The 21,560-nt window shown below is 63.6% G+C and carries 16 protein-coding genes; 4 read left to right on the plus strand and 12 right to left on the minus strand.

The genetic code is table 11. The annotated features are described in order from the left end of the window. Positions 1–87: 87 nt before the first annotated feature. The gene (locus tag B5525_RS40215) at positions 88–1,116 is read right to left on the minus strand and encodes an NAD(P)/FAD-dependent oxidoreductase (RefSeq protein ID WP_079571796.1); all 1,029 of its coding nucleotides are present in this window, start codon (positions 1,114–1,116) and stop codon (positions 88–90) included. A gap of 167 nt (positions 1,117–1,283) precedes the next feature. Between B5525_RS40215 and B5525_RS40220 the strand changes: the two genes are divergently transcribed. Then, positions 1,284–1,751, plus strand: coding sequence for an acyl-CoA thioesterase (locus tag B5525_RS40220; RefSeq protein WP_079571798.1), 468 nt, complete (start codon positions 1,284–1,286; stop codon positions 1,749–1,751). 59 nt (positions 1,752–1,810) lie between these two features. Here the strand turns inward: B5525_RS40220 and B5525_RS40225 are convergent, their stop codons facing one another. Together B5525_RS40225 and B5525_RS40230 are read right to left on the minus strand one after the other, a co-directional pair. Continuing rightward, the gene (locus B5525_RS40225) at positions 1,811–2,131 is read right to left on the minus strand and encodes a 2Fe-2S iron-sulfur cluster-binding protein (protein ID WP_079571799.1); all 321 of its coding nucleotides are present in this window, start codon (positions 2,129–2,131) and stop codon (positions 1,811–1,813) included. Between the two features lie 118 nt (positions 2,132–2,249). Next, entirely contained in the window at positions 2,250–2,627 is a 378-nt protein-coding gene (locus tag B5525_RS40230; RefSeq protein ID WP_079571801.1) for an Hpt domain-containing protein, read from the minus strand. Positions 2,628–3,033: 406 nt separating this feature from the next. Here B5525_RS40230 and B5525_RS40235 point away from each other — a divergent pair, with 406 nt between their 5' ends. Together B5525_RS40235 and B5525_RS40240 are read left to right on the plus strand one after the other, a co-directional pair. Further along, the gene (locus tag B5525_RS40235) at positions 3,034–8,349 is read left to right on the plus strand and encodes a hypothetical protein (RefSeq protein WP_079571802.1); all 5,316 of its coding nucleotides are present in this window, start codon (positions 3,034–3,036) and stop codon (positions 8,347–8,349) included. A 20-nt stretch (positions 8,350–8,369) separates the two neighbouring features. Beyond that, on the plus strand, positions 8,370–9,002 hold the full coding sequence (locus B5525_RS40240) for a hypothetical protein (protein WP_079571804.1): 633 nt from the start codon (positions 8,370–8,372) through the stop codon (positions 9,000–9,002). 109 nt (positions 9,003–9,111) lie between these two features. Here B5525_RS40240 and B5525_RS40245 read toward each other — a convergent pair whose 3' ends face one another. The 8 genes from B5525_RS40245 to B5525_RS40275 form a co-directional block, all read right to left on the minus strand. Next, complete coding sequence (locus B5525_RS40245; RefSeq protein ID WP_079571806.1) at positions 9,112–9,483, minus strand: hypothetical protein; 372 nt, start codon at positions 9,481–9,483, stop codon at positions 9,112–9,114. Continuing rightward, complete coding sequence (locus B5525_RS40250; protein ID WP_079571807.1) at positions 9,480–12,689, minus strand: efflux RND transporter permease subunit; 3,210 nt, start codon at positions 12,687–12,689, stop codon at positions 9,480–9,482. The genes B5525_RS40245 and B5525_RS40250 overlap by 4 nt, the downstream gene beginning before the upstream one ends. 54 nt (positions 12,690–12,743) lie before the next feature. Beyond that, on the minus strand, positions 12,744–13,691 hold the full coding sequence (ihpB, locus tag B5525_RS40255; RefSeq protein WP_172900071.1) for a divalent metal ion exporter adaptor subunit IhpB: 948 nt from the start codon (positions 13,689–13,691) through the stop codon (positions 12,744–12,746). Then, on the minus strand, positions 13,688–14,998 hold the full coding sequence (gene ihpA / locus B5525_RS40260; protein ID WP_079571809.1) for a divalent metal ion exporter subunit IhpA: 1,311 nt from the start codon (positions 14,996–14,998) through the stop codon (positions 13,688–13,690). Before ihpA ends, ihpB begins: the two co-directional genes overlap by 4 nt. 60 nt (positions 14,999–15,058) lie before the next feature. Further along, positions 15,059–15,385, minus strand: coding sequence for a hypothetical protein (locus tag B5525_RS45120; protein WP_154073730.1), 327 nt, complete (start codon positions 15,383–15,385; stop codon positions 15,059–15,061). A 922-nt stretch (positions 15,386–16,307) separates the two neighbouring features. Continuing rightward, a complete protein-coding gene (locus B5525_RS40265) occupies positions 16,308–17,207 on the minus strand; it encodes an MlaD family protein (RefSeq protein WP_079571810.1) in 900 nt (299 codons plus the stop codon). Between the two features lie 20 nt (positions 17,208–17,227). Continuing rightward, positions 17,228–17,998, minus strand: a complete 771-nt coding sequence (locus tag B5525_RS40270) for an ABC transporter ATP-binding protein (protein ID WP_079571812.1) — start codon at positions 17,996–17,998, stop codon at positions 17,228–17,230. Between the two features lie 2 nt (positions 17,999–18,000). Next, positions 18,001–19,134, minus strand: coding sequence for an MlaE family ABC transporter permease (locus B5525_RS40275; RefSeq protein ID WP_079574424.1), 1,134 nt, complete (start codon positions 19,132–19,134; stop codon positions 18,001–18,003). A gap of 146 nt (positions 19,135–19,280) precedes the next feature. On the opposite strand from B5525_RS40275, the gene dgcA reads away from it, so the two are divergent. Beyond that, the gene (gene dgcA / locus B5525_RS40280; RefSeq protein WP_079571813.1) at positions 19,281–20,276 is read left to right on the plus strand and encodes an N-acetyl-D-Glu racemase DgcA; all 996 of its coding nucleotides are present in this window, start codon (positions 19,281–19,283) and stop codon (positions 20,274–20,276) included. Here the strand turns inward: dgcA and B5525_RS40285 are convergent. Further along, complete coding sequence (locus B5525_RS40285; protein ID WP_079571815.1) at positions 20,246–21,448, minus strand: MFS transporter; 1,203 nt, start codon at positions 21,446–21,448, stop codon at positions 20,246–20,248. The two genes, dgcA and B5525_RS40285, sit on opposite strands and share 31 nt — an antisense overlap. Positions 21,449–21,560 lie beyond the last annotated feature (112 nt).

Below are 21,560 nucleotides of genomic sequence, written 5' to 3' on the forward strand. Positions count from 1 at the left end.
GAACACCGCCGTAAAACCGACGCATCGGGTCGGTGTCCCGCCCCGGCACAGCGCATCGCGACGGGAACCGACGCATCGGCGAATGCGTCAGTTGACCCCGAGCTTCTTCTGCAGGCTCGAGGACGACGTCGTGTACTGGAACACCAGCCGCTTGTCCGGATAGACATAACGGTGCGCCTTCTGGGCCATCAGCGCGCCCTCGTGGAAGCCGCACAGGATCAGCTTCAGCTTGCCGGGATAGGTGTTGATGTCGCCGATCGCAAAGACGCCGGGCACGCTGGTCTCGAACGCCGAGGTCTCGACCGGCACCAGATTGTGCTCCAGTTCGATGCCCCAGTTCGCGACCGGCCCGAGCTTCATGGTCAGCCCGAAGAACGGCAGCATGGTATCGCAGGTGATCTGCGAGAGGCTGTTGTCGTTGCCCTTGACGGTGGCGCCCTTGAGCATGCCGCCCTCGCCTTCGAGCACAGTGACCTGGCCGATCTTCAGATCGAGCTTGCCGGCCGCCACCAGCGCGCGCATCTGCTCGACGCTGTGCGGTGCCGCGCGAAAATCATCGCGCCGGTGCAACAGCGTCACGCGCTTGGCGATCGGGTGCAGGTTGAGCGTCCAGTCCAGCGCGGAGTCGCCGCCGCCGACGATCAACAGATCCTTGTCGCGGAACTGCTCCATCTTGCGCACGGAATAGAACACCGAGGTGCCTTCATAGGCCTCGATCCCCGGCACCGGCGGCCGCTTCGGCTGGAACGAGCCGCCGCCGGCGGAGATCACGACCACCTTGCACTCGAACACCTTGCCGGCATCGGTGGTGAGGCGAAAACCGGGATCGCCGATCTTCTCGACCTTCTCCACCATCTCGTTGAGATGGAAGGTCGGCTTGAACGGCTTGATCTGCTCCATCAGCGCCTCCGTCAGGCCGTGGCCGGTGACGAAGGGGATGCCCGGGATGTCGTAGATCGGCTTTTCCGGATAGAGCTCGGCGCACTGGCCGCCGACCTTGTCGAGAATGTCGACAAGATGCGTCTTCATATCGAGCAGGCCCAGTTCGAACACGGCGAACAGTCCGCACGGACCCGCGCCAATAATCAGCACATCGGTTTTGATTGCTTCGCTCATATCGCTTCTTTTCGGTTGAACTTTGCCGGCAGGCCTTTCGGCTGCGCCTGTCTAGCCAACGCAGGGCAGCGAGGAAAGCCATAATATGGCTCCGGGGACCGCGGCAACCCCTTGCCGCGGCTCGACAACTGCGCTGTAAAAGCACGACATTTCGGAGATCGTCCCCCGTGAACGCACCTGCCCGTCTCGATTCGACCCCCCACCTGGAAGATTTCCCTTACCGGCTGAGCGACAACGTGCGCTTTGCCGATCTCGACCCCAACCAGCACGTCAACAACGCGGTCTATGCCTCCTATTTCGAGACCGGCCGGGTCACCCTGATGAAGGACCGCAGTTACGGGCTGATGCCGGAGGGCCTGGCCTGGATCATGGTGCGGCTGGACATCCATTTCCGCGCCGAACTGCGCTGGCCCGGCGTGATCGAGATGGGTCTCGGCGTGACAAAGTTCGGCCGGACCTCCGTCAGCTTCGATCAGGTGGTGTTTTCGGAAGGCAAATGCGTCGCTTCGGCGCAGGCAGTGACGGTCTTGATCGACGAGAAGACGCGCAAGCCGACGCCGCTCACCAAAGAGATCGTCCGGAGTTTTCAGCCCTGGCTGCGCCGCGGCGTGGAGGTGGTGCCGCCGAAATTCTGAAGCGTGTTCGTGCCGGGCGGGCATGGGCGGCAGGAAAACCGTCAACACAGAAGCGCTAGCTAGGCCTGCCGCTCCGGGGTGGAGACCACGAGCCCGTCGAGTTCGTCGCTCACCTTGATCTGGCACGACAGCCGAGAATTCGGCCGGACGTCGAAGCCGAAATCAAGCATGTCCTCTTCCATCGGCGAGGGAGGTCCGACCTTCTCGCGCCAGGCCTCGTCGACATAGACATGGCAGGTTGCGCAGGCGCAGGCCCCGCCGCATTCGGCTTCGATGCCGGGAATCGCGTTGCGGATTGCCGCTTCCATCACGGTCGCGCCGTTCTCGACATCAATGGTGCGGGTTTCGCCGCTATGGTCGACAAAGTGAATCTTGGCCATGTTTGCTCGTGCTGCCGGATAAAGAGGGTCCGGGCAGTCCTATAACGGGTCGATCCGCCCGGCGCTAGCGGTCGGGGCGAAAACCTGCGGTGCGATTTACCGCTGTATGGCTCAAGGATCAGGAGCGGCGCAGGATCGCGTCGACGGCGAGGCGCGCCTGCGCCACGGCGTCGTCGAGCTCGGCCAGCGCCTCCGACCGATCGCCGCCGCTCTTGATCAGCGTTTCCAGTCGGGCAGCGGCCTCTGCGACGCCGAACGCGCCGATCGCGCAGGCCGAACCTTTCAGCGTATGCGCCAGCGCCGCGGCGTCCGCGGGCAGGCCCGCGAGCGCGCCGGCCAGATGGACCGCCTGCGCCGAGAACATCGCCAGCACCTCGCGCTCGAGGCCGGCATCGCCGAGCGTCATACGCTGCAGATGTGCGATATCGATCGGACCGTCATCGGGGACGAGCGGCGGCGATGGCATCCAGGCAATCCGTTCCACATGAAGCGGCATGGCAATAACCCAACTCTCCCGCCCGGCCGATTCGGCGGCGGGGTTTTGGCCAGCCAATCATGGAAATGGTTAATGGAACCTTTCGCCCACCCGCCGCAGGTTGGCCTTGTTTTTGGCGAAGAGTTGCCTCAATTGCCGAACAGGAGCGAGAAATTTGTGGACGCGTAAGACTTTACCGGATTCTGCTGTTAACGATGATTAAGATTGTATTAATGGCGGCCATTTCTTTCACGCCTCCCAGCCCATAGGATGTTTGGCAGAGGAAGCGGACAAGCCGGCCCGGTGGGCTCGCGTTCTCGCGACCGGCGCAGAAAAGAATATGACACCGGCCCGAAGCTTGGCGTGGGGACGATCGCGCAAGAATTTCCGGGGTGTGTAAGTAGTAACACGAGGGCTCAGACTGAACATGGCGAACAATCCCAAAAAGGTCAAAGACCCTACCGAAGTCGCGCTTTCTGCCATTCAGGAAGCCCTCAACATCGGCGAAACTTCCGGGGACGACAACGCGCGGGGATCCGTCCGCAGCGACAACGCGCCGGCGAATTCGTCGTCGACGTCGCCTTTCGACGAAGGCACTTTCGACGTCCGTCCCAGCACCGACCGCCCGGTATTCGAGCCGATCGAGGAGCCGCGCGCGCCGCGCCGCGCCGCCAATGACGATCGCGCAACCATCGGACAGATTCTCCAGGCGCTGCAGAAGGGCCGTCCCGCCCGCAGCGTCTACACGCTCGCCACCGCGTCTGCCGCCGTCTGGATCATCGGCTGCGCGCTTTTGACCGTCAGCTTCCTGCCCTCGCTGCAGGCGGCGATGGGCCAGAGCGGCGGCGTGCTGGTGCTGGGCGGTCTTGCGGGACTGTTCTTGGCGCCGGTCCTGTTGTTTTATTTCCTCGCCAGCCTGGCCTGGCGCGGCCAGGAAATGCGCATGATCGCGCAGTCGATGGCGCAGGTTGCAATCCGCTTTTCGGAGCCCGAGGGCGCCACCAGCGATTCCATGATCACTGTCGGTCAGGCGATCCGCCGCGAAGTCGCAGCGATGGGCGACGGCGTCGAACGTGCTATCGCGCGCGCCGGCGAGCTCGAAACCCTGGTCGCCAACGAGGTCGCGGCGCTCGAGCGCGCCTACAGCGACAACGAGGTGCGCATCCGCGCCTTGCTGCAGGACATCGCCCATCAGCGCGACAATCTGGTCGGCCAGGCCGAGCAGGTTCGCAGCGCCATCTCCGGCGTGCAGATCGACCTGCGCCACGACATCGCGCTGATCTCGGATGCGATCGCCTCCCGCGTCGACGAAGTGGCCAAGAGCATCACCGGCGCGCTGGAAGAGCGCGGCGCCCACATCACCACCGCGCTCAGCAACGCCGGCGACAACATGATCCTCGCGCTCGGCGAGCGCGGCGGCGACCTGCTCGACCGTCTCGAGGAAGCCAGCGCCGAGACCACGCGCGCGGTGCTCGACGCCTCCGAGCGCCTCACCACCAGCCTCAACTTCAAGACCGGCCACGTCCATGACGAGTTCGTCGATCTGGCCGACCGTGTCCACGAAATGCTGAACGAGCGCGTCGACCGCATCACGAGCGAATTCGAGCAGCGTTCCTCCACCATCGTCGACGGCATTTCCGACCGCACCGAACAGGTTCACGACTCGCTGAAGAATTCCAGCGACTCGCTGCTGCTCGAGCTCGAACTGCGCAGCGGCGACCTGGTGAGCAAGATCGACGAAGCCAGCAACCGGCTCGCGACCCAGATCCTCACCTCGGGCGACAAGGCCAGCGAAGCGCTCGACGTCACCGTCAACACGCTGGTGGCCAAGGTCGTCAGCCAGACCGAGACCGCGCACGACACCCTCTCCCTGCAGATCAGCGCGTTCGAAGAACTGGTGAAGAACCAGGGCGGCGAACTGGCCGAAAAATTCGCCCGCGACTCGGGCACGCTCGGCGCGCTCCTTACCCGCCACATCTCGGAATTCGACCGCACCGTCAAAACCTTCGGCGGCGAGATCGTCGACCGCATGGGTCAGCGCACCGAGGATATCGCCGAAACCCTGAAGACCTATGTCGACACCTTCGATACCCGCCTGACCTCGAACGGCGGCGAGATCACCGCTTCACTGGACCAGCGCCTGATGCAGTTCGAGACCACGCTCGGGACCAGCGTGGCCAATCTGGATTCCTCGCTCGACAGCAGGATCAAATCCTTCGACGAGACCGTCGACGGCCGCCTCAAATCGCTGGAACTGACCTTCGATACGCGGGCAAAATCGGTGACCGAGACCATCGACGACCGGCTCGGCACGCTGGCCTCGTCGCTGACCGACGGCGCCGCGCAGGCGATCCACTCGATCGACTCGCGCCTGACCCAGCTCACCTCCTCGCTCACGGACGGCACCGCGCAGGCGATCGAGTCGATCGACTCGCGCCTGACCAACCTCGCCACTTCGCTGACATCGGGCTCGGCGCAGGTGGTCGAGGCCGTCGACCAGCGTATCGCCGAGGTGACCGCCACGATCGATGGCCGCAGCGCCCACCTGACCGACACCATCACGGCGCGGTTCCTGGAAATCCACCAGGGCATCGAATCGCGGGTCGGCGCCGTTGCCACCGATATCGACATGCGCGTCGCGCAGTTCGAGGACCTCCTGGGCTCGCGCATCGAAGCCGTGGCCGGCCGCATCGAGAGCAGCGGACGTCAGGCCAGCGACGGCCTGATGGCGCGCGCCGAGGAGCTGTCGGTCGGGATCAGGTCTCATGTCGAGGATGCGGAGCGTTCGCTCACCAACCTCGTGGTCAACACCAGCGAGACCATCCAGACCGGCGCCCGCGCCGCGCAGCAGTCGCTGCTCACGGTTTCGTCCGACGTCGGCGCCCAGCTGAAGTTGACCTCGGCGGAAGTCGAACGCGCCATCATCGCCGTCGGCACCGGCGCGGCGAATTCCATCGTGACCAGCGCCCGCGATGCGCAGACGACCCTGGTGGCGGCCTCCTCGGATGCCGCCGGCCAGATCAAGTCGCTGTCCGCCGACGTCGAGCGCACGCTTTCGGCGGCCGGCGGCGCCACCGCCGCCGCAATCCTGTCGGGTGCGCGCGAAGTGCAGACGACCCTGGTCACCGCCTCCACCGATGCCGCCAACCAGGTCAAGTCGCTGTCCGGCGACGTCGAGCGCACGCTCTCGGCCGCGGGCAATGCGGCCGCCGCATCGATCCTCAGCAGCGCACGCGAAGTCCAGGGCACGCTGGTCACGGCATCGTCGGAGGCCGCCAACCACGCCAAGACCCTGTCTGCCGACATCGAACGCTCGCTGTCGATCGCCGGAACCTCTACCGCCGAAGCGATCGTCGCCGGCGCCCGCGAGGCTCAAACCACCCTGCTTGCCGCTTCGGCGGACGCGGCGAGCCAGGTCAAGTCGCTGACCTCGGACGTGCAGCGCTCGCTGTCGATCGCAGGGTCCTCCACCGCGGAGACCATCACCTCGGGCGCGCGCGAGGCCCAGAGCACGCTGGTGACCGCCTCGGCGGATGCCGCCAATCACGTCAAGTCGCTGGCGACCGATGTCGAACGCACGCTGACCGCGGTCGGAGCGGACACCGCCGCTTCGATCCTGAGCAGCGCGCGCGAGGCGCAAAGCTCGCTGCACGCAACGTCGGCCGACGCCGCCGGCCAGATCAAGGCGATCGCCACGGAGATCGAGCGGTCGCTGTCCGCGGTCACCGCGAATACCACGGACAATATCCAGACCAGTGCGCTCAGTGCGCAGAGCACGCTCGTGGCCACCTCGAACGAAGTCTCCTCCAAGGTCAAGTCGACCTCGGCGGACGTCGAACGTTCGGTTCTGGCCGCCAGCAGCGCGTTCGGCTCGACCATGACCGGCAAGACCGACGAAATCGTCAACTACGTCCAGCAGCAGACTGACCGGCTGGCGCAGATGATCGACGGCAAGCGCGGCACGCTGGTCGAGGCGATCGGCGCCAGGACCAACCAGCTCACGGTCGATATCGACCGCGTCACCTCGGACGCGCTGAAATCGATCGAGACCCGCGGCCTGACCTTCTCGCAATCGATGCTGGGCCACGGCTCCGACGTCGCGCGGACCATCACCTCTGCTGGCGAACTCGCCACCAACGCCGTCAGCAAGTCGTTGAAGGAGCTGGAACAGTCCTCGCGCACCGCAATCGACCAGTCGCGCCAGGTCTCGATCGCGGCCGTCACCGAGATGCAGGAAACCAGCAAGATCCTGCGCACCGACACGGTGGCGCTGTTCGAACGCCTGCGCGAAGGCAACATTCTGTTGCAGGAAGTGCTGACCGGCGCCCACGACAACCTCAACTCGCTGGAGCGGGCCCTGGTTACCCGTGTCGCCGACTTCGTCTCCGCCATGAACGACGTGACCTCGCGCAACGGCCTCGCGACCCAGACGCTGGAAGACCAGCTGAACATCTTCAACGTCAAGACCCAGAATGCTCTGGAGGGTCTCGGCTCGCTGTCCAGCCAGTTCGAACATCACGGCCAGGCGCTGGTCGAGGCGGCGGCCGTGGTCGAGCAGAGCAACCGCAACACCACCGCCTCCCTCACCGAACGCAAGACGACGCTGGAATCGCTGGTTACCACCATCGACCTGCGCACCGCCGATCTCGATCAGCGGCTGTCGCGCTTCACCGGCCTGCTGGATGAATCGCTGGCGGCCGCCGAGGAGCGCGCGCGCGACATCGCCCGCGTGGTGGCGGAAACCGCCGGCGCCGGTTCTGCCGCGATCAGCGACCAGTTCGAGGCGGTGCGCTCCAACGCCGAGGAAGAGCGCCGGCTGACCACGCAGACCATGACTGCGATCTACCAGCAGAGCACGCAGGAAGCGGATGCGATGTTCGCGCAGTCTGCCGAGAAGTTCTCCGCCATGGTGGCGAGCATGAAGCAGATGGCCGCCGAAATGCATCACGAGCTCGAATCCACCCGCAGCGAACTTCGCCGCGGCGTGCTGGAAATGCCGCAGGAGGCCGCCGAGAGCACCTCTCAGATGCGAAAGGTGATCGTCGACCAGATCGAGGCCTTGGCGGAACTGAACCGGATCGTGGCCCATCACGGCCGTGGTCTCGACGTCGTCAGCCAAAGCCGCACGACGGCGCCGCGCGAGGAAGAGCCGCTGCTGCAGGCGGCTGCCGGCGTTGGCCGCGGCGCGGCCCCGCGGATGCGCGACGCCGGCAGCGCCTCGACCCTGCCCCCGCCCGACCTCGGCATGCCCGCCTCGCGCCGCACCGAGGCGCCGCCGGTCTCTCCGGCAAGCGCCGACCAGGGCCGTGACGGATGGCTGTCCGACCTGTTGAGCCGCACCGATGCGGGTGGCGGCAACCAGCCGCTGCAGCCGCGCGGACGCCAGCCGCAGCAGGGTTCGGGCGGCAATCCGCTGGAGTCGCTGTCGCTCGACATCGGCCGCCTGATGGACCGCAACCTCGCCGCCGAGATGTGGGACCGCTACCAGCGCGGCGAGAGCAAGGCCTTCACCAAGCGGCTCTACACCCCGGCCGGCCAGAAGGCGTTCGACGAAGTCGCCCGCAAGTACCGCGCCGACCGCAACTTCAAGCAGACGGTCGACCGCTACATCGCCGAGTTCGAGCGCCTGCTCGACGAGGTCGCCCGCGACGAACGCGGCCCCGCCGTGCTGCGCAGCCACCTCACCTCGGAGACCGGCCTCGTCTACACCCTGCTCGCCCACGCGGCGGGACGGTTGGGATAAGGTTTTGAACTGATCGCGGAATGAAAAACGGGGGCAGCGATGCCTCCGTTTTTGTTTTTGGACGGGCCACAAATGATACCAAGATCGAATCTATTTCAGGATCTTGGCGCTCGACGGTCCGCCTTCACCTTGACCGGCTCGCATCTGAGCTTTCCCTGATAAACGCCAGAAGCTCCTGGACAGTGACGGTGGCTAGGATGAAAGAAGAAGCTGAACTCGAGTATCAGGAACTGAAGGATTTTCTTTCATTCTATGCCGAGCGATATCTCAAGACTGACGGTTTGCCATCCGACAAAGCGCCCGTAGCCAGCCTTGAAGCGTTAGAGAAGAAGAGCTTGAAGAAAGCCTTCGATGGGATGCGTCAGGCGATCAATGATTGCGTGGAAATGTCATGGCGCTTCGATCCTGCTGAGGTGAAGAGAATAGATTCGCAACTTCGAAGTGCCGGCATCGTTACTCTCTCCGAATTGCGGAGGCGCTATTCGAAGGGCTATGCAAAGATCATGAAGCGAGGCCGGATTAAGGACGAACCCGAGTACTATCTAATTTGCAACGTGCTGCACGATCCGACCGAGAAGACACCTGAAGAGCGCAAATCGCTTGAAGAGCTGATTTCCGACTATGAAGCCCGTAGCTCGTGTAGGATGGGTTGAGCACTTGCGAAACCCATCGCCTTGCTGCGTGTGGGCCCAAAGCGAAGCATGGGTGGATTCGCGCCAAGCTTCTCGAGGCTCGCGGATACCTCCTCGAAGCAAGCCAACCCTACTTCTTGAACTTGACTTGGCCGGACTTGCCCTCGGCGGTCTTGATGGTCAACGTGATCGTCGCGCCAGAAGGGACCGGTTTCTTGGCCTCGCCCTGCAGCTTGTTCTCGCCGGACGGCGTCAGCGTCAGCGGCTCGCGATCGGCGCCGCTGACAATCAGGACTGCAGCCGCATAGCCCTTGGTCGAAACCGGCTTGGCCTTAAACGCCTCAAAGACGTTGATCGTGACCGTATTGCCTGATGTCAGAAGTTCGGCATCGATGCCGGCGACGTCCAGCATCAGGCCTCCGTTCGGCCCTTTTTCGTATTCCTCGGCAAAAGCCGGCGAAGCCATCCAGAGAGCCGCGAGGATTGCCGTTACGAATTTCATGATCGTTCTCCCTGGTTAGCGTCGGCGACGGCAGCGACGTTGGACCGGGTCTCACGCCTGAACAGGACATAGAGGGCAGGCAAGACGAGCAATGTGAGAACGGTCGATGAAATGACCCCACCGATCACGACGGTCGCCAGTGGCCTCTGAACTTCCGCGCCAGCGCCGGTGGCGATCGCCATCGGGACAAAGCCGAGGGAAGCGACGAGCGCGGTCATCAGGACCGGCCGCAGCCGCGTCAGCGCGCCTTCCCGGACCGCATCGACGAGGGAACGGCCTTCCCTGCGGAGCTTTTCGATGAACGTGATGATGACGAGGCCATTGAGCACCGCCACCCCGGACAGCGCGATGAACCCGATACCGGCGCTGATGGAGAGCGGAATGCCTCTCAGGAGAAGCGCGGCAACTCCTCCGGTCAGGGCGAGCGGCACGCCGCTGAACACCAGCAGCGCATCAGGCATTGACCCCAGGCTGATGAAGAGCAGCAGAAAGATTAGGAAGAGCACGAGCGGCACGACGACCATCAGCCGCTGCGTCGCCGAGACCAGTTGCTCGAACTGGCCGCCCCACCCGATCCAATAGCCGGCCGGCAGTTTCACCTTTTCCATGACCTGGTTTTGGGCATCGGCGATGAACGAACTGAGATCGCGGCCCCTCACATTCGCGCTCACCACAATCCGCCGTTTGCCGTCCTCACGGCTGATCAGATTGGGACCGGCCGCCAGATCGATCTGGGCGAGCTCAGACAGAGGTACATAACGGATTTGGGCAAGAGGCGAATTGCCCCACAGAGCGGGCGTTGCCTTGGTTTGATTTTCGATCGGCGGCAGCGGGATCGGCAGCGATCTGATCGCCTGAATGTCCGAACGCAGATGCTCCGGAAGCCGGACGACGATATCGAAGCGGCGGTCGCCTTCAAACACCCGGCCCGCGCTCTTGCCGCCCACCGCGATTTCGACGAGGTTTTGAATATCACTCACGTTGATCCCGTAGCGCGACAGGGCTTGACGGTTCAGTTGGACGGTGAGCACGGGTAATCCCGAGGCCTGTTCTGTTTTCACATCTGCGGCTCCTGGCACTTTCTGCAGGATGGCCTGTACCCGCGCCGCGGACTGGATGAGTTCATTCAGATCATCGCCGAATACCTTGACGCCAACATCGCTGCGGATACCAGCTACCGTTTCGTTCATGCGTTGCTGGATCGGTTGCGAGAACCCATAGGCGTTTCCGGGGACATCCTCAGCTGCCTCCTGGATGTCCGAAACTACGGCGGCCTTAGGCTTGTCGGGATCGGGCCACTCCTTCCGAGGCTTCAGTATTACATAGCCATCCGACCCCGACGGCGGCATCGGGTCAGTGGCAACTTCCGCCGTACCCGTGCGCGCGAAAGCCTCTTTAACCTCCAGAATCTTGCCGAGACGCTTCTCGACCATGGCCTGCATTTCCACCGACTGCGTCAGGCTGGTTCCGGGAATCCGGATCGCCTCAAATGAGACATCGCCTTCATCGAGGCTGGGTATGAATTCAGCCCCCATGCGGGAGGCGGCGATAGCGCAGACGGCAACCAGCAGGGCTGCGATCACCGCGACGCCGAGCCTGTTGCGGATCGAGGCGGCGAGCAGCGGCGCATAGATACGGCGCGCGCCCCGCATCAAGAAATTCTCGCGTTCGGATACGTTGCCGGTGACCAGCAGAGCCACGGCCGCCGGCACGAACGTCAACGACAGGATGCTGGCCCCGGTGAGCACCATCAGTACTGTCAGCGCCATCGGCGTGAACATCTTTCCTTCAACCCCGGTGAGGGTCAGGATCGGCAGGTACACGACGGCAATGATCAAGGTTCCAAACAGGCTGGGGCGGATAACCTCGCGGGATCCGGCCAGAATTGTTTCGAAGCGTTCGCGGCGGTCGAGCGCTCGGCCGAGCCTGTGCTGCTCTGCCGCCAGCAAGCGCAAGCAATTCTCGACGATGATGACCGCGCCGTCGATGATGATGCCGAAATCGATGGCGCCAAGGCTCATGAGATTGGCGCTGACCCTGTTCTCAACCATGCCGGTGATGGCGAACAGCATGGACAGCGGAATAACGCAGGCGGTTGCAATCGCCGCCCGGAAGTTCCCGAGTGTCAGGAACAGGACAACGATCACCAAGAGAGCGCCTTCGAAGAGATTCTTCTCGACGGTCGCAATCGTCGCCTCGACCAGGCGCGTCCGGTCGTAGACGGTATGCGCGACCACGCCCTCCGGCAGTGAACGACCGATCTCCTTGAGTTTGGCAGAAACACGTTGCGCCACGGTGCGGCTATTTTCGCCAATCAATAGCATCGCGGTGCCCAGCACGACTTCCTTCCCGTCCAACGTCGCCGCGCCGGTACGCAAATCCGTGCCTTCCCTGACGTCGGCGATATCGGACACCCGCACCGGGACGCCGTTTCGCGATCCGATCACGATTTCCCTGATTTCGTCGATGTTTCCGACCTGCCCCGGCGTACGGACGAGGTACTGTTCGCCGTTGTGCTCGACGTAGCCAGCGCCGACGTTCGCGTTATTCGCTGCCAGCGCCGTCATGACGTCGCGGAAGCTGAGTTTGTAGGCCATCAGTTGCGCGGGATCGGGTAGCACATGAAACTGCTTCTCGAATCCGCCGACGGTGTTGACCTCGCTAAGGCCGGGAACAGTCCTCAACTGCGGCCTGATGATCCAGTCCTGAATGGTACGCAAGTCACTCGGGGTGTAGCGATCCCCGCTCGTCTTGCGCGCTTCAGGTCTGGCTTCGACCGTAAACATATAGATTTCGCCCAGTCCGGTGGAGACCGGCCCCATCGCGGTTTCGATCCCGGCCGGTAATTGATCCCTGACCTGCTGAATCCGCTCGTTGACCAATTGTCTGGCGAAATAGATGTCCGTGCCGTCCTTGAAGATGGCCGTGACCTGGCTGAGGCCGTAACGCGATTGCGACCGCGTGTTCTCCAGGTGCGGCAGCCCTCCCATGACGGTCTCGATCGGAAACGTGATGCGCTGCTCGACTTCCAGCGGCGAATATCCTGGTGCACGGCTGTTGATCTGGACCTGGACGTTGGTGATGTCGGGTACGGCGTCGATCGGCAGGCGCGCGAAATTCCATGCGCCGAAAGCGGCCATGGCGAGAATGCCGATCATCACCAGCCATCGCTGGCGGATGGCAAAGGAAAGGATGCCGTCAATCATCGCACTCCTCCGGACGTCCGTTTATGAAAGATGGTGACCAGCGTTGGGGCGACATCAATCATTATCCGGCGCGCCCTTCGCCAGTTCCGCCTTTACGACGAAGCTGTTCCTTGCCGCGTAAAGGTCGCCCTCCAACACACCAAATGTGATTTCCACAAGCTCCGGATCGCGCTCGCCGACCTCGACGTCGCGGGCTTCGAACTTCTCGCCGTTACGGACGAAGACGACGGTACGGTTCTCGACGGTCTGCAACGCCGAGGACTTCACCGCGACTGCCACCTGTTTCGCCGACAGGATCAGCCGGCCGGTGATGAACAGGCCGGGCCGAAGCCGCTGCTCGGAGTTCGGCACGACCGCTCTGGCAAGCGCGCTCTGGGTGTCGCTGCTGCCGACCGGCGACAGATACGAGACCTTGGCCTCGATCGTCGACCCGCCGTCGGCGGGGTCGATGAGAACTTGATCGCCGATGTTGACCCGCGTCAGATCGCGCCGGTAGACGGAGAAATCGACCCAAACCGTCGATAGATCCGCGATGACGAATGCCGGTTTCTGCTCGGAGACGAATTCGCCCAGCGTCGTCTGACGGTCGATGACCGTGCCTGCGAGCGCGGCCTTCAGCTCATATGGTGTCAGGCTCTGATTGCTTTCGACGATGGCGAGGACGTCGCCTTTTTGGACGCGGTCGCCGATCCGTTTGCGCACATCGCGCACGATGCCCGGAAAGCGCGGCGTGACCTGAACCAGCGATTCCTGGTTCGGCTGGACCACTCCATTCAGCAACAGGCTATCGCGCAGCACGCCGGGTGACGCCTTCGCAAGTTCGATTCCAGCAGCCGCCACCTTGGCATCGCTCAGCACGACGCTGTCCGAACGTTCCTCCTTTTCGGCCTTCTCCTTTGCCGTCGTTTTGGTGGTCACCGGCATTAACATCCGGTAGCCGCCATAGACCAGCGCCGCGGCAACCAGAACGAAGACAAAATATCGGATCAATCCTTGGATCATCTCGAACTCTCGCGGGTGAGCGAAAACGGGCTACCGACGAGGCCTTCGATCGTCGCGACGGCGATGTGGAAATTCCGCAAGGCTTCCTGCTCGCGCAGCAGCGCCTGCAAGACCGAACCTCGAACGTCAAGCAGGTCGAGTAGCGTGAACCGGCCCTGCAGGTAGCCGCTCTGGATGGTCTCCAAGGCGCTGCGCGCGCTGGGGATGACGGACGTCCGCAGCAGCTTAAGTTCGGCCAGCGATCCATTCACGGCATCGTAGGCGCGGCCCGCAACGCTAATCAGAACAAGCTTGTTGATCGCACGCTCGGCGCCGGTCTTCGCCAAGGCGTCCTCAGCGGCAATAATGTTGCCGGTGTTTTGATCGAAGATCGGTAGCGGCACCGAGACGCCCAACCGAACCGCGTTGTCATTGGTAAACTGGCGGGGCTGCCCTCCTGAAAACTCGACAGTTTCCTGAAAATGCCGCCATCCCGCGGAGATTTGAACATCGGGAATCCGCTTGAGACGCGCCAGAATGAGGTCGGCGTTGCGCTGCGCGGTGACGGCCGTCCAGCGCATGAGTTGCGGGTTGGCCTCGATAGCCTGAACCACGGACCAGAAGGGCGGCGGCTGGCCAATGCCGGTGAGACGCCCCACCGCGGCGCCAAAACGCGGCGTGCTGTCGCCCATCAGGATCGCAAGATCGCGCCGCGCCGTCGCCAGTTCTGTCTTCGCGCGTTCGCGATCGACGCGGAACAAGTCGGCCGCCACCTGCGCCCGCAATGTCTCCGCCGGAGAGGAAGCGCCCTCCTGAACGCGCTTCTGCAGCAGCGGAATGAGCTGTTCGAGACTAGAAATCTGCTCGTCGAAGATCTCGATACGCCTCTGGACGCTCACCACCGTGATGAACGCGACTGCCGTCTCCGACATTACCTCGAGGCGGGTCGCGCGCCGCTGCCAAACCGCCGCTCCGACACCTGCCTCTCCGGCCGCCAGACGCGCTTCTCGCTTGCCGCCGAGTTCGACCAGTTGACTGAGCTGGAGGGTGGTCTCAGCCGCCTGCAGGCCTTTGAAGGGACCGGACCCGAGGGCGTTGTCGAGTTCAAAGGCAAGATCGGGATTCGGAAGGGCTCCGGCCTGGACCTTAAGACCGGTCGCAATGCCGATATCGCGCTCCGCCGCCGTGAGGCGTGGATTCGCGGCCAAGGCGCGCTGCAGGGCCTGAGGCAACGAAATCGATCGTGGCACCCCCTCGGCGGCTTCGACTGGAATTGTGACGACAAGCCATGCGCATGTCAGGCGCAAAGCCACTCCAAGCAAATTCATCAGCTCAACCAGAAAAGCGGAAAGACAGCGACGCGGCCCGGCCGCTCGCAGCTACGAATCTCAGGTCAGATGTTTGGGGGGTGGGGTATCAAGCCCGGGATGATCTTCTAGCAGGAACGTCGGGGCCTCGAATGATAGTTTAACCGATTCGGCTTTAGGCTCGGCGACGAGTACGGGCGCAGGCATTACAAGTGGGATGCAGGTGTAACAATGCTCGACTAACCCAGGCTTTTCTTTCGAGCCCTCGTCGGATTTCTTCGTCACCGCACTTCCTTCAAGCGAACTCGCTTCAAGTGAACTCGCCCCCGCCAACGTTTCTTCCGCGCAGGAAATTTCTCCGCCAAAGCCAACAATCGCATATGCCGCGACAAGCAAAACCGTCAGCATCCGGCGAAAAGCCGATGCACGGGAAGCCCCTCCGAGACTGGCTGTTTTCCTCACCAGACTAGGACTATCAAATTTCCGGACGCAACACTATTGCGATTCAGGCTGTGGGACGTTGGGACGAGCCTCCTCTCCGATGCACGGCAACGCCCGTCGAACTGTACCCTTCGGCGATCAGCATCGTCGGTCGATCTGACCCGACGGGCAAATCACCTGGACTGTTTATCGACCCCTCTGTCCAGCCCTCTTTGCAAAAATATTCTGATTTTCCGAAGACCCAAATCACCTGTATAACCCTCCCCGTCCTGTCCCACAGAGGGGCGGCTCGAGATCGTCACGGACGCGGGACAGGATGCGGTGGACGCGGACGGTGCTTGAGACGAGGGCGCCCGAGGCGGACGGCGAAGTCGTGTGGTTCTGACGTCTCGACGCTGGCGTCAAGCTCGTGAGAAGCAAGCTTCTCAGGGGTGACGGTGACAAAAAAGCCCGATCGCCGGGAAGAGCACGAAGTAAGCCGTAAAACCATTGCGCGGGGAATGCCGGGTGTTTGCCGGTGTGACCTGACTAACGCGTGTGCGCTCTACCCCACTCATTGCACACGCGGCTATCGGGCGCATCGGACGCCCGGCATTCCCTGCGCCCTCTGCTGAGGAGGGCGGAACGAACATAGCAAGGCTCGCGCGAAACACGCGGCGAGATCGCGGAGGTGTGCCCTTGGACAGAGCTGCTGTTCGAAATTTGATTCAGTGCCAAAACCCACGATGTCGTCATCCGCGAAAGCGGATGATCCAGTATTCCAGAGATGCCAGCGATGGATTCGATAAGCCGCGGCGTACTGGGTACCCCGCTTTCGCGGGGTACGACGACCGTGAGTGATCTCGCCCCCCAATCAGCGAACGCAAATTCCCGGGCGTCCCCGAGCACCTTACGGCCGCTTCCTGTCGTTCGCCGCCGCCGCCGCGGGAGTCGGGCCCGGCCTTGGCGGCGGTGGCGGCACTGCCGCCTGCGAGTTGCCGCTGTTTCCGGCGCCGAACAACAGACGCGTCGGGTTGCGGTCGAGATTGTTCACCGCGCGGCTGATGTCGGCGAGCGTGCGGCGGCCGTCGGTCATCAGGACGCCTGAGCGCTTGTCGAAATCCTCCGCCAGTTCGCGGATCGATTTCACGGTCAGCAGCAATTCGCCGCCGTCCTTGCCGCCCGCCAGCGTGTTGAGGCCGAGCATCAGATTGTCGGCCTTGCCCATCACGCCGTCGACCTTGGCCATGACGTCGTCGATCTTCTGGGAATTGCGCGCCAGTGAGTTGGTGAAGGTCTCGAGATTCTTGAGGGAGTTTTTCACCGATTCCTGGTTGTCGGCGACCACCCGGTTGATGTTCTGCAGAGTGCCGCGGATCGCCTCGGTGACGTCCTGCAGCGCATTGGGGTCGGCCGTCAGCGTGGGTACCCCGTCCTCGTCCAGCGGCACCGGGGGTGCCGCCTCCGCGCCGCCCTTCAGCGAGATCGCGGCGACGCCGGTAAGTCCCTGGAATTCGAGCCCGACCAGGGTGTCCCTGCGGATCGGGGCGCTGTTCTCGACCATGGCGAGTGCGACGACACGACGCGGGTTGTCCAGTTTCACGGACGTCACCTCGCCTACCCGAATACCATTGAAATTGACGCTGCCGCCGTTGCGCAGACCCGCGGCCGGCCCCTCGAATACGATCCGCAGCGGGCTGCGGGCCTTGGTGGTGTGCAGCGACTGGAACCAGAGCACAAAGCCGAACGCCGCGGCAATCACTGCCAGCGTGAACGATCCGATCAGGACGAAGTTCGCCCGCGTTTCCATTTGCTCTGTTAACTCCGGTGCTAACCCATGACCGCGCGGGCGCGCTTGCCGTGGAAATAGGCCCTCAACCAGGGATGCTGCGAGGCCTGCATGTCGGCCATCGATCCTGCGGCAATGACCTTACCGTTCCCTAAAACGGCAATACGGTCACATGCGGTATAAAGGCTGTCGAGATCGTGGGTTACCATGAAAACGGTCAGCCCCAAAGTACGCTGCAGGGTGCGGACCAGTTCGTCGAAGTCGCCGGCGCCGATCGGATCGAGCCCCGAGGTCGGCTCATCGAGGAAGACCAGTTCGGGATCGAGCGCCAGCGCGCGCGCCAGCGCCACACGCTTGATCATGCCGCCGGACAGTTCCGAGGGAAAACGGTCGACCACTTCAGGCCGCAATCCGACCATGCCGAGTTTTGCGATCGTGATCTCGTCGAGCAATTGCTGCGAGACCTTGAGATATTCGCGCACCGGGAACTGGATGTTCTGCCGCACCGTCAGCGAGGAAAACAGCGCCCCCTGCTGGAACAGGATGCCCCAGCGCCGCTCGACGCCCCGCCGCTCCGTGGCGCTGGCGGCATCGAGATCAATCCCGAACACCTCGATACGCCCGGAGATCTTCGGCACGAGGCCGATGATGGTGCGCGTCAGCACCGACTTGCCGGCGCCGGAGGGTCCGACGAATCCCAAAATCTCGCCGCGCTTCACGTCGAGATTGAGCCCGTCGAGAACCTTGGTGGAGCCGAACTGCACCGAGATATCGCGGACCCGGATGATGGCGTCTTGCATTTCAGGCGCCATGCTCACATTCCGATCGAGGCAAAGAAGATCGCGAACACGCCGTCCATCACGATGACGAAGAAAATCCCCTTCACCACCGAGGAGGTGGTGTGCTGACCGAGCGACTCGGCGCTGCCCTCGACCGCGAGCCCCTCGACGCAGGCCACGATCCCGATCACCGCCGCCATCACCGGCGCCTTGATGATGCCGACGGTGAAGTGGTCGATCGAGATGGCGTCGCGCAGCCGGAGCAGGAACGCCTCGGGATCGACACCGCCGTAGAGCCACGCCACCAGCCCGCCACCATAGAGTGCTGCGATGGCGCCGAGAAAGGCCAGGATCGGCAGCGCGATCACCAGCGCCAGCATCCGCGGCAGGATCAGCACTTCGATCGGGTCGAACCCCATGGTGCGCAGCGCGTCGATTTCCTCGCGCATCTTCATCGAGCCGAGTTCGGCGGTGTAGGCGCTCCCGGAACGGCCCGCCACCATGATCGCCACCAGCAGCACGCCGATCTCGCGCAGCACCAGGACGCCCAGCATGTCGACCACGAAGATGTCGGCGCCGAATTTGCGGAAATGGAAGATGCCCTGCTGGGAGATGATGCAGCCGATCAGGAAGGTGATCAGCACCACGATCGGCACCGCGCGCCAGCACACCTGCTCCAGATGGTGCACGGTCGAGGTCAGGCGGAAGGAGCGCGGGTGAATCAGGACCCTGCCGGTCGCGGCCAGCACCGCGCCCAGCATGTCGATCAGGCCGGTGATGGTGCTGCCGATGCCGACCATGGTGCGGCCGACCTGGTCCAGCATCCCCGTGATCGTCACCGAGGTGGTATCGATCGCCGGGCCAGCCTTCACCCGGCGCACCTCGTCGACCAGGCTGGAATAATTGGCCGAAAGGCCGGCGATCTGCGCCTCCACGCCGCCATGGGCCAGACTTCGGCGCAGCCGCTCGATCAGCCAAGCGCCGAAGGTGTCGAGCTTCGCGACCTGCGAGACGTCGATGAAGATATTGGGCCGGGTTCCCCCGAGCTTTTCGGCGTCGGCGACGATCTGCTCCAGATCGGGAGCAAAGTGGGCAGTCCAGGAGCCTGCGGCACACAGCGCAAGCCCGTTGCCCCGCGTAATCCGCTCCAATGTCGGCCCGCCGTTCAAATGGCCGCCTCCCGCGCCGATTTTCCGCACTTCATGGAGAATGGAAATGACCAATACCCCGTCGCCGCCTTGTAGAGCACGCCCCTTACCAGCCATACTTGATTGCGCCGGGCTAGCATACGGTTCAGAAATTGCCAGATATTAAAATGACTTCCAGCCAACCCTCAATACTTTCGGCGAGAATCGAACGCTGGCCGATCGCGGGTTCCTTTACGATCAGCCGCGGCGCCAAGACGGAGGCCGTGACGGTCGTGGCGGAGGTCAGCCGTGGCGGCCACGCCGGGCGCGGCGAATGCGTGCCCTATCCGCGCTATGGCGAGACGGCGGAAGCGACGCTGGCCGCGCTCCAGGCGATGCGGGAACCGGTTTCACGCGGGCTCGACCGCCAGGCCCTGCAGGCGGCAATGCCTCCGGGTGCGGCCCGGAATGCGCTGGATTGCGCGCTTGCGGATTTCGAGGCCAAGTCGAACGGCAAGCGCGTCTGGGACCTGCTGGCGCGCCCCGCGCCCACGGCCTGCATCACCGCCTACACGATTTCGCTCGGAACCGCCGAGGTCATGGCTGCCGCAACTGCCAAGGCAGCGCACCGGCCGTTACTCAAGATCAAACTCGGCGGCGACGGGGATGGGGCGCGGATCGCCGCGGTGCGCAAGGCTGCACCCCAATCCGAACTCATCGTCGACGCCAACGAGGCCTGGACGGCGGACAATCTCGAGCAAAACTTACGGGATTGCGCGCAAGCCGGCGTCACTCTGGTGGAACAGCCGCTGCCGGCCGGCCAGGATGAGGCCCTGGCGCGCATCAGCCGGCCGATTGCGGTCTGCGCGGACGAAAGCGTGCATGACCGCGCCTCGCTCTGCGGACTGCGGGATCGCTACGACGCCGTCAACATCAAGCTCGACAAGACCGGCGGGCTGACGGAGGCCTTGGCCATGGCGGACACGGCGCAGGGGATGGGATTTCAGATCATGATCGGCTGCATGGTCGCGACGTCGCTTTCGATGGCGCCGGCGATGCTGCTGACGCCGCAGGCCCGCTTCGTCGATCTCGACGGCCCGCTATTGCTGGCACACGACCGTGACGGCGGGCTGCGCTACGACGGCAGTCTGGTCTATCCGCCGGAAGCAGCACTGTGGGGATGATGATCCGCAAGTCTCCGGCGCGCCAGCCACATCACCAGCGTCCCCGACAGCGCCATCGCCGCCATGACGTAGTACACGCCCTGCCCGTGCCGGGCATAGACCGCGCCGGACAGGATGGAGGCGCTCGACGTGACGATGCCGCCGCAGGCGGCGTAATAGCCCTGCCCGCGCGCCATAACGTGGACCGGGACATGGCGCACCATCAGTCCCATGGTGCCGACCTGGGTGATCCCATAGGTCAGCCCATGCGCGAGCTGAACCACGGCCAGCACCGCGACCGAAGGCTCCTGGGCCGTGATCAGCCAGCGCACCACCCCGCTGAGCCCGCCGATCACCACCAGGACCGCCGGGGAGAGCGTAAACCGTGGCGACAGCGCGAACACCACGATCTCGGCAAGCACCCCCAGCGCCCACAGCGCGGAAATGGTTAGGCCGCTCAAGCCTGCCGCCTGCCAAGTGATCGAGGAAAAAGTGTAATAGGCGGCGTGGCTGCCCTGGATCAACGCCGCCGCGAGGATGATGGCGAGAAAGCCGCGATCGCGTAGCAATGCGCCGGCGCGATGTGGCGTAGCAAGTGCAGTCCGCGGGTTGTCGAGCCGCTGCAATCCGAGGCTGACCAGCGCGCCAAGCGCGGCCATGGCGGCGATAACCCAGATCAATTGCCGCGGCGCGATCAAATCGACCAGCAGCCCACAGATCAGCGCCCCGACCACGAAGGCGGCCGAGCCCCACAGCCGCAGTGGTCCGTAATTGAGGCCGTAGCGCGCCACTCCGCGCAGCGCGTAGGCGTCGGTCAGCGGAACCATCGGCGTCCACAGGCAGGCGGTGGCCGCGTAGACCAGGAATATCAACACGGGCTGCTGCTGGGTACCGACGGCGGAAAGCCCGATGGCGGTCGCAAACGCGGTGACGATCAACGCAGCCCGCAGCGAATAGCGCCTTTCGGCGAGGCCGGTGACGAACGGCAGGGCGGTAAATCGCGTCAACGACGGCACTGCGGTAATGACACCGATCCAAGACGCGTCGACCCCGACGGCCTTCAGCCACACCGGGAAAAACGGCAGTTGGGTGCCCCCCAATCCAAACAACGCGCCGTAAAATAACGCGAGCCTCACCGCGAATCGCTTTGAAGTACCGTGGGATACGGTGGGGATTTGTGATTCGAGTTGCATCAAACCAATTGCGATTCGGTCGATATCATGATGATCGTTAGCCTAACGCGCGGCGGTTTGCGCGATGAGTCTCACATGGCCGACGAAGCATTCGCCCTATCGCCGATTTCCG

The organism is Bradyrhizobium erythrophlei (assembly GCF_900129505.1).
GTDB classification, from domain to species: Bacteria; Pseudomonadota; Alphaproteobacteria; order Rhizobiales; family Xanthobacteraceae; genus Bradyrhizobium; species Bradyrhizobium erythrophlei_D.